Annotated in this window: 2 protein-coding genes; one reads left to right on the forward strand and one right to left on the reverse strand. The window is 53.0% G+C overall.

The window, feature by feature from the left end:
- Positions 1-133: 133 nt before the first annotated feature.
- Positions 134-967 carry a posphoenolpyruvate synthetase regulatory kinase/phosphorylase PpsR gene (ppsR, locus tag AB7E14_RS22030; RefSeq protein ID WP_043000864.1) on the reverse strand — a complete coding sequence of 278 codons (834 nt, stop codon included), beginning with the start codon at positions 965-967 and terminating at the stop codon, positions 134-136.
- A 333-nt stretch (positions 968-1300) separates the two neighbouring features.
- Here ppsR and ppsA point away from each other — a divergent pair.
- A partial coding sequence (gene ppsA, locus AB7E14_RS22035; protein WP_428169963.1) for a phosphoenolpyruvate synthase occupies positions 1301-3322 on the forward strand: 2022 nt, incomplete at its 3' end.

Raw genomic sequence — 3322 nt, forward strand, 5'->3', positions numbered from 1 at the left:
TTCTACGGCAGAGGTACCGGGAAGTGATGGGCACAACCTTAAACCAATCCCTGCTGATTTCAAGTGCGAGGTGCGTCACACCTCGCGGCAGAACGGTATGATAACAAAAAAACAGAACTCGTGAACGAGTTTATTAGTACATGCGTCGACTTAATCCCATGATATCGAGGATTTTGGTGGCAATCTCTTCAACTGAATAGTTAGTACTGTTCAACCACGGGATCTGGTTCTTACGGTAGAGCGCCTCGACTTCGGCCACTTCCATACGGCACTGACGCAGGGAGGCATAGCGACTGTTTTCCCGGCGCTCTTCGCGGATGGCGGCCAGACGTTCAGGGTCAATCGTCAGACCAAACAGCTTATGTTGCAGGGGTTTTAACGATGCAGGCAGAACCAGATTGTCCATGTCGTCGGCAATAAAAGGATAGTTTGCCGCGCGGATGCCAAACTGCATTGCCAGGTAGAGGCTGGTGGGCGTTTTGCCACAGCGCGAGACGCCCAACAAAATCACCTGCGCCTGGTCGAGGTTGCGCAACGAAATGCCGTCATCGTGGGCAAGGGTATAATCAATGGCGGCGATTCGCGCATCGTACTTGTTCAGGTTACCCGGATTCAGCCCGTGCGTCCGGTGAGCAATCGGCGTGGGGTAGAGTTTCATCTCGTGCTGTAGCGGGGTGATCAGCGCCTGCACGATATCCTGACAGAAGCCTTCGCTTTGCAGAATGATGGAACGGATCTCCGGTAATACAATCGAATAGAACACCAAAGGGCGCACGCCGGTTTGTTGATAAATGGCGTCGATTTGGTCTTTAACGGCGCGGGCGCGGTTCTCATTTTCAACAAACGGCAGCGTAATACTGCTGATAGTGACGGGGAACTGTGACATCACCGCATGGCCCAACACTTCAGCGGTAATTGCCGTTCCATCGGAAATATAAAACACGTGACGATCTACAGCATTATCCATTTTCACACCCTGAAAGTCAGTCATAATTCTCTGAAAGCATAAATTAAAATTACTCTGAAGCGTAGAAAATAACGCTTATTTTGAAAATGAAATGGTATTTTTATATTTTATGAAAAGTGCATTTCATTTTATGGAACAGATGTTTATACCGACACATTTTGTGGGGATCGCCCGCCATTCGCGGGTTTGCGCAAATGGGTAAACTGTCCGAAAAAATAAAAAATATATTTGCTTGAACGATTCACCGTTTTTTTAAGCGGGTTAAATATGCAAAGATAAATACGTAATTAAGCGTTTCCTAAACTCGTTCATTTATCACAAAAGGATTGTTCGATGTCCAACAATGGCTCGTCACCGCTGGTGCTTTGGTATAACCAACTCGGCATGAATGATGTAGACAGAGTTGGGGGCAAAAATGCCTCCCTGGGTGAAATGATTACTAACCTTTCCGGTATGGGTGTATCGGTACCGAATGGTTTTGCCACAACCGCCGATGCGTTTAACCAGTTTCTGGACCAAAGCGGTGTAAACCAGCGCATCTATGAACTGCTGGATCAAACGGATATTGACGATGTTAACGCGTTAGCGAAGGCCGGCGCGCAGATCCGCCAGTGGATTATCGACACTCCTTTCCAGCCTGAGCTGGAAAATGCTATCCGTGATGCCTACGCGCAACTCTCCGCGGACGATCAACATGCTTCTTTCGCCGTGCGTTCATCTGCCACTGCGGAAGATATGCCGGATGCCTCTTTTGCCGGGCAGCAGGAAACCTTCCTCAACGTCCAGGGCTTTGACGCCGTACTGGTCGCCGTGAAGCACGTGTTTGCCTCGCTGTTTAACGACCGCGCAATCTCCTATCGCGTTCACCAGGGCTATGACCACCGTGGCGTGGCGCTCTCTGCGGGTGTCCAGCGGATGGTGCGTTCCGATCTGGCGTCGTCCGGCGTGATGTTCTCCATCGATACTGAATCTGGCTTTGACCAGGTGGTGTTTATCACCTCCGCGTGGGGGCTGGGCGAGATGGTAGTACAGGGCGCGGTAAACCCGGATGAGTTCTATGTCCACAAACCGACGCTGGCGGCCAATCGCCCGTCTATTGTGCGCCGCACGATGGGCTCGAAAAAAATCCGCATGGTCTATGCGCCGACCCAGGAACACGGCAAACAGGTCACCATTGAAGATGTGCCGCAGGAAAGCCGTGACATTTTCTCCTTGACCAACGACGAAGTGCAGGAACTGGCGAAACAGGCGGTACAGATTGAAAAACACTACGGTCGTCCGATGGACATCGAGTGGGCGAAAGATGGTCATACCGGCAAACTGTTCATCGTCCAGGCTCGTCCGGAAACCGTGCGTTCTCGCGGCCAGGTGATGGAGCGTTACACGCTGCACGCGCAGGGCAAAATCATTGCGGAAGGCCGTGCTATCGGTCACCGCATCGGGGCAGGCCCGGTAAAAGTCATTCACGACATCAGCGAGATGAACCGCATTGAACCTGGCGACGTGCTGGTCACCGACATGACCGACCCGGACTGGGAACCGATCATGAAAAAAGCGGCGGCGATTGTCACTAACCGTGGCGGTCGTACCTGTCACGCGGCCATTATCGCGCGTGAACTGGGGATCCCGGCGGTGGTAGGCTGCGGCGATGCCACTGAGCGCATGAAGGATGACGAGAAGGTCACCGTTTCCTGCGCAGAAGGCGATACAGGCTACGTGTACGCCGACATGCTCGACTTCAGCGTTAAGAGCTCCAGCGTCGATACGATGCCGGATCTGCCGCTGAAGGTGATGATGAATGTCGGTAACCCGGATCGGGCGTTTGACTTCGCCTGTCTGCCAAACGAAGGCGTTGGCCTGGCGCGTCTGGAATTTATCATCAACCGTATGATTGGCGTCCACCCGCGTGCGCTGCTGGAGTTTGACGATCAAGATGCCAAACTGCAAAACGAAATCCGCGAGATGATGAAAGGCTTTGATTCTCCGCGTGAATTTTACGTGGGTCGCCTGACAGAAGGGATCGCCACCCTCGGCGCGGCGTTCTGGCCGAAACGCGTGATTGTGCGTTTGTCCGACTTTAAGTCGAACGAGTACGCAAACCTGGTGGGAGGTGAACGCTACGAGCCAGAGGAAGAGAACCCGATGCTGGGCTTCCGTGGCGCGGGTCGCTATGTGTCGGACAGCTTCCGTGATTGCTTTGCGCTGGAATGCGACGCGGTGAAACGCGTGCGTAATGAGATGGGACTGACTAACGTCGAAATCATGATCCCGTTCGTCCGTACCGTTGAGCAGGCAAAAGCGGTCGTGGAAGAGCTGGCGCGTCAGGGGCTGAAACGCGGCGAGAATGGTTTGAAG

The sequence above is a fragment of the Citrobacter sp. genome (assembly GCF_050252275.1).
Lineage (GTDB): Bacteria > Pseudomonadota > Gammaproteobacteria > Enterobacterales > Enterobacteriaceae > Citrobacter_A > Citrobacter_A amalonaticus.

Coding starts and splice junctions, on each gene's coding strand:
- ppsR (WP_043000864.1), bottom strand. CDS start 967: ATGGATAATGCTGTAGATCGTCACGTGTTTTATATTTCCGATGGAACG.